This is a genomic window from Collinsella aerofaciens, assembly GCF_040915425.1.
GTDB lineage: Bacteria > Actinomycetota > Coriobacteriia > Coriobacteriales > Coriobacteriaceae > Collinsella > Collinsella aerofaciens_BW.
In genome coordinates, this window is sequence record NZ_JBCPDN010000095.1 from 1 (window position 1) to 5,815 (window position 5,815).

A 5,815-nucleotide genomic window follows, 5' to 3' on the forward strand; every position below is an offset into this window, starting at 1 on the left:
CGGTGGCCATTATTCGGTGACCGGGATTGGTCAAAATCGTTTGACTATTAGCGGCTAAAATCGCCCGGCGCTAACACTGGGCGCTTTTCATGCAGACAAACTCATTGAGAGCCTCGAGTTTAAATCCGATAACGCCATTTTTGAAAATATGCGTCGTGGGCGAGGAGCCCATGCATTCGCACCAGCGGCCGTTTATGAACGCGAGCGCGAACTTGCCCTGGTTGCCTCCAAGTGACCAACTTTCATCTAGACCCATCCACGATGCATCGCGGTCATCTCTGATCGACTTGAGACGAAGAGCAATTTCGTGGTCGTCTATAGGGCGGTATTCGCCAGCGCGATGCAGGACGGCGTCGGCATCTTCTTCGGCACAAAACTGCACTCCGCCCGGACAGTCGAGTCCGATATGGCTGAGCAACGCAACGGGATTGTTGGGCCTAACGTCGAATTCGGCGGCAATCGCTTTTCGTTGGTCCTCGCTGTCGGGTAGAAGGCCAAACAGGTACGGATTCATGACCTGTTGTCCGTATGTGCGATTCGATACGGGTATGTTGGTCGATAGGGCTGGCCCGTCATAATCTTGATCGTAGGCAAAACTGACTAGACCGCTCTCATCTTGCATGAGCGTTCCCGCAGGTACGCCGCAAATAATAGTCCGAAGCGTTTTGCTGGCCATTGGCTACCTCCCTTTGGGCCTGGTTTGGGCAGATGGGTTTGCGGCAATCGAGACTCCGAGATTGGACATGGCGAAATCGGCGAAGGCCTTGTCGTAGAGCTCGGACGTAAAGGGGGTATCTGGAAGAGCTGGAATGGCTGCGCCGCGTCGGTTGCGATGGTGAAGACGTTGAGCGTGATGGCACCTGGGGGTGCTACAAGGTTGCAAATCGGCATGCGGGGCGTCGGCTGGCTGCTCATGTTTCGTGTCGTCGATATTCCCTTGAGCAACGAGAGCCAGTCCGAGAGCACCGAAAACTGCCAGAAGCTTGTCGAGCCGAATGCCGGTGGCATCTCCCAGCTCGAGCGATGCGAGCAGGCGTTCCGAAACACCGGCTTTTTTAGCGAGGGCGGCACGGGTGATCCCCTGCGCCTCGCGCGCCTGACGCACGTAGATGCCGGCTTGGCGCGGCGTGGTGATGGGAAGGGTATCCATGGCAATCTCCTAACGTGCAGACTTTTGCATCCTAGTATGACATGCAAAAGTCTGCATGAAAAGGCCTCATGCAAAACTCTGCATGAGGCCTCATACGGACGTTTAGTTTTGAAGGGTGTTTTACAGCACCAAAATCCCTAGGTGCTCCAGCAAAATCTTGAGGCCGATGAGGATGAGTACAACGCCGCCCACGATGGTGGCGGGCTTTTCGTAGCGCGCGCCAAAGATGCGGCCAATCGCCACGCCGGCAACGGAGAAGATGAAGGTCGTGATGCCTATGAGCGACACGGCGGGGACGATGTCGACCGAGAGTGCGGCAAATGAGATGCCTACGGCCAGGGCGTCGATTGAGGTTGCGATGGCAAGGATCAGGTACTCGCCCAGGTCGATTTTTTCGGCATCCTTGCCGTCGCCTTCATCCTCGTCTTCGGTAAAGGCTTCCCACAGCATTTTGCCGCCGATAAAGGCCAATAGGATAAAGGCGATCCAATGGTCGATGGGTCCGATGATGCCCATGAATTGACTGCCGAGCGCCCATCCGATTACGGGCATGCCGGCCTGAAAGCCGCCAAAGAACAGGCCGAGCACCACGGCGACTTTAAGGTTGATCTTCTTCATGCCAAGGCCCTTGCAGATGGAAACGGCAAAGGCGTCCATCGAAAGGCCAACGGCGAGCAACACGAGCTCTGCGAGTCCCATAGTCTGGCTCCCTCTCTGCGGGCGGGCCCGCGTGTACCTCTTGGGGGAGTAACAAAAAAGACCCGTGGCGTACGCGTTGCGCGCACAGCCACGAGTCTCGTTCATTAAGGCAAGCCAGGCCGCATCGGCCAGTGTGTTGACTTGCCGCGCCACCGGAGGCGAACCCGATCACGCGACTACTCCCTCATTTATGCGAATCCCGATGCTACCACATAAGCAGCTCATTTGGATTGGGGCTCTCAGCTGTGTTCGCTCATTCTGTAAGCATCGGATTTCGCAAGCGCCGCAGGGACAAACCGTGAGAAACTATTTAGCGTTTATGGAGCGTATACGATGGGAGCGATGCCTTGGATAAGAACGAGCTGCAAAAGCGTATGGAACAGGCTATTCGCCTGACTGCCCCCGGCCAGCCGATCCGCACCGCCCTCGACATGATCATTGCCGGTCACCTGGGCGCCCTTATCTGCGTCGGCGACACCGAAAACGTGCTCGCCGCCGGTAACGACGGCTTCCCGCTCAACATTTCGTTTACCTCGAACCGCTTGTTCGAGCTTTCCAAGATGGACGGCGCCATCGTTATCGATGGCGACCTCACCCAGATCCTGCGCGCCAACTTCCACCTCAATCCCGATCCCTCGCTTGCCACGAGCGAGACGGGCATGCGTCACCGTACTGCCGCTCGCATGTCGGTGCTCACTGATGCCATCGTGATCTCGGTTTCGGCTCGTCGCGCCGTCGTCAACGTGTACGTTCACGGCAAGAGCTACGAGATCCAGCCCGTCACCACCATCATGAGCTCGGTCAACCAGCTCGTCGCCACGCTCCAGACTACCCGTCAGTCGCTCGATCGCTCCCTGCTGCGCCTGACGGCCCTCGAGCTCGACGACTACGTCACGCTCGCCGACATTACCGGTATTTTCTCGAGCTTCGAGATCATGCAGCAGGCAAAGACCGAGCTTAAGGATTGCATCGTTAAGCTGGGTAACCAGGGCAAGCTCGTGCAGATGCAGCTCGAGCAGCTCGCGGGCTCCAGCATGGATACCGAATACGACCTGATGATCCGCGACTACGCAAGCGATTCCTCTGAGGCCAACGCCGAGAAGATCCGCGCCGAGCTCGCTCGCATGACGCCTAAGGACCTGTCCGACCCGCAGCATGTGGCGGCGGTTCTGGGTTACGACGACCTGGACGAGGACTCCGTCATGACACCGCTGGGCCTGCGCACGCTTTCGCGCGTGTCCGTCGTGCGCGACGGCGTGGCCGAGAAGATCGTCGACGAGTACGGCTCGCTGCAGGAGCTCATGGATGACATCAGCGAGGATCCGGAGCGCCTGGGCGACTTTGGCGTCAACAACCCTGCCATTCTTGCGGACTCGCTGTACCGCATGAAGGGCACCAAACAGGGGAACGCATAATGGCGCCCGTATGCGCCGTGGTCGTTGCCGGTGGCAGCGGCCAGCGCTTTGGTAACCCCGGCGGCAAGCAGCTCGTTAACGTGGCGGGCCGTCCGCTCATGAGCTGGTCCATCCGCGCGTTCGATCGTAGCGACAAGGTCGGCCACATTGTAGTGGTGTGTCCTGCCGAGCGCCGTGCCGAGATGCGCCGCCTGGCCATCGACCCGTTTGACTATGACACGCCCATCAGCTTTGCCGATGCCGGCGATACCCGTCAGGATTCCACCCGTGCCGGCGTGCATGCGGTTCCGGCGGGCTTTGAATACGTCGCCATTCACGATGGCGCTCGTCCGCTCATTACGACCGAGGCCATCGACCACGCTATCGACGTGCTCGTGAGCGACCGTGCTCTCGACGGTGTCGTGTGCGGCCAGCCCGCGATCGACACGCTCAAGATCGTCGATGGCGACAACATCGTCGAGACGCCGCCGCGCGAGCTGTACTGGGCCGCGCAGACGCCGCAGATCTTTAGCGTCGATGCTATGAAGCGCGCCCACGCTGCAGCCATTGCCGAGGGCTTTATCGGTACCGATGATTCGTCGCTGGTCGAGCGCATGGGCGGGCGCGTCCGCTGTGTCCAGAGCCCACGCGATAACCTTAAGGTGACGGTGCCCGAGGACCTGCGTCCCGTAACCGCGATTCTGCTCGGTCGCATGGCCGAGGGAGAGGATCTTCCCCATGTTCAGTAACCTGCGCATTGGCCATGGCTACGACGTTCACCGTCTGGTGGAGGGGCGTCGATGTATCATCGGCGGTGTCGACATTCCCTACGAGCGCGGCCTGCTGGGCCACTCGGATGCTGATGTGCTCGCGCACGCCTTGGCCGACGCCATTCTGGGCGCCTGTCGCGGGGGAGACATCGGCAAGCTATTCCCCGATACCGACCCCGCCTATGAGGGTGCCGATTCGATGGTGCTGCTCGCTCGCGTGATGGACTATGCGCGCGAGCTGGGCTTCGAGTTTGTCGATGCCGATTGCACCATTGCCTGTCAGCAACCCAAGATCACCCCGCACCGCGATGCCATGCGCGCCAACCTTGCCCATGCCCTGGGCGTTGACGTCGAAAACGTGGGCGTCGCCGCCACTACGACCGAAAAGCTCGGTTGGGAAGGCCAGGGCGAGGGAATCGGCGCCTGGGCCGTCTGCCTGCTACAGAAAACCGTTAAGGAGTAACGAATGCGTATCTACAACAGCGCTACCCATAAAAAGGAAGAGTTCCAGCCCATCGAGTCCGGCAAGGTCCGCATGTACGTGTGCGGCCCCACGGTCTACGACAACATCCACATCGGCAACGCCCGCACGTTCATCAGCTTTGACGTGATTCGCCGCTGGCTCATCGCGAGCGGCTACGAGGTCACGTTCGCCCAGAACCTCACCGATGTCGACGACAAGATCATCAAGCGCGCCAACGAGCAGGGCCGTACGGCCGCCGAGGTCGCGACGGAGTTCTCGGATAAGTTCATTGGCGTCATGCGCGCCGCCAACGTGCTCGATCCCGATGTGCGCCCCCGCGCCACCAAGGAGATCGGCCCCATGATCGCCATGATCAAGACGCTCATCGAGCAGGGCCATGCTTACGCCGCCGATAACGGCGATGTGTACTTTGCCGTGCGCAGCGATCCCAACTATGGCCAGGTCTCGGGCCGCAACATCGATGACCTTATGGTTGGTGCGCGTATCGAGGAGAACGAGGACAAGAACGACCCGCTCGACTTTGCCCTGTGGAAGGCCGCCAAGCCCGGCGAACCCAGCTGGCCGAGTCCCTGGGGCGAGGGCCGTCCCGGTTGGCACACCGAGTGCGCTGCCATGGTGCATCGCTACCTGGGCACCCCGATCGACATCCACGGCGGCGGCTCCGACCTTGCCTTCCCGCATCACGAGAACGAGTGCGCCCAGGCCACCTGCGCCTGGCACCAGGGCTTCTCCAACACCTGGATGCACACGGGCATGCTGCTGGTTGACGGCGAGAAGATGTCCAAGTCGCTCGGAAACTTCTTTACGCTGGCCGAGGTGCTCGAGCAGCACTCTGCCGCGGCCCTGCGCCTGTTGATGCTGCAGACGAGCTATCGCTCGCCGCTCGACTTCTCCTGGGAGCGCCTGGAGGGTGCCGAGAATTCGCTCACGCGTATTGCCGGTACGGTCGAGAACCTTCGTTGGGCTGCGAACCATGCGACGGCCGATGCCGATGCGGCTGCCGCCGAGGCGTTTGCCGCCAAGGCCGCCGAGACCCGCGCCGCCTTTAAGGAGTGCATGGACGACGACTTTAACACCGCCGGTGCCATGGGTGCTGTCTTTGGCTTTGTCACCGAGTGCAATCAGTATCTGGAGCAGGCGGGCGATGCTGCCGACAAGGCCGCAGTCCTGGCTGCCGCCGATACGCTGGCCGAGCTGCTCGATACGTTTGGCGTTGAGCTTCCCGAGCCCAAGGTCGAGTTGCCGCTGGGCCTGCTGGGCGTTGCCGCCGGTTTGGTTGCCTACACGGGCGACGACGTGGACGAGGCCGCTGCCAAGA

At 60.6% G+C, this 5,815-nt stretch carries 7 protein-coding genes; 4 read left to right on the forward strand and 3 right to left on the reverse strand.

Going from position 1 to position 5,815, the window contains the following annotated elements:
- Positions 1–70: 70 nt before the first annotated feature.
- The 3 genes from AB5164_RS09640 to AB5164_RS09650 all read right to left on the reverse strand — a co-directional run bounded on the left by AB5164_RS09640 (position 71) and on the right by AB5164_RS09650 (position 1,849).
- The gene (locus tag AB5164_RS09640; protein ID WP_368142464.1) at positions 71–676 is read right to left on the reverse strand and encodes a HipA N-terminal domain-containing protein; all 606 of its coding nucleotides are present in this window, start codon (positions 674–676) and stop codon (positions 71–73) included.
- Positions 677–679: 3 nt separating this feature from the next.
- Complete coding sequence (locus tag AB5164_RS09645; protein ID WP_368142465.1) at positions 680–1,150, reverse strand: helix-turn-helix domain-containing protein; 471 nt, start codon at positions 1,148–1,150, stop codon at positions 680–682.
- Between the two features lie 120 nt (positions 1,151–1,270).
- Complete coding sequence (locus tag AB5164_RS09650) at positions 1,271–1,849, reverse strand: manganese efflux pump MntP (protein ID WP_368132455.1); 579 nt, start codon at positions 1,847–1,849, stop codon at positions 1,271–1,273.
- Between the two features lie 374 nt (positions 1,850–2,223).
- Here AB5164_RS09650 and disA point away from each other — a divergent pair, with 374 nt between their 5' ends.
- The 4 genes from disA to cysS all read left to right on the forward strand — a co-directional run.
- Positions 2,224–3,264, forward strand: a complete 1,041-nt coding sequence (disA, locus tag AB5164_RS09655; protein WP_006234973.1) for a DNA integrity scanning diadenylate cyclase DisA — start codon at positions 2,224–2,226, stop codon at positions 3,262–3,264.
- Positions 3,264–3,992, forward strand: a complete 729-nt coding sequence (gene ispD, locus AB5164_RS09660) for a 2-C-methyl-D-erythritol 4-phosphate cytidylyltransferase (protein ID WP_035137545.1) — start codon at positions 3,264–3,266, stop codon at positions 3,990–3,992. Before disA ends, ispD begins: the two co-directional genes overlap by 1 nt.
- Complete coding sequence (gene ispF, locus AB5164_RS09665) at positions 3,982–4,476, forward strand: 2-C-methyl-D-erythritol 2,4-cyclodiphosphate synthase (RefSeq protein WP_006234975.1); 495 nt, start codon at positions 3,982–3,984, stop codon at positions 4,474–4,476. Before ispD ends, ispF begins: the two co-directional genes overlap by 11 nt.
- A gap of 3 nt (positions 4,477–4,479) precedes the next feature.
- Positions 4,480–5,815: cysteine--tRNA ligase (cysS, locus tag AB5164_RS09670; RefSeq protein ID WP_368148051.1), on the forward strand; the 1,336-nt coding region annotated here is incomplete at its 3' end.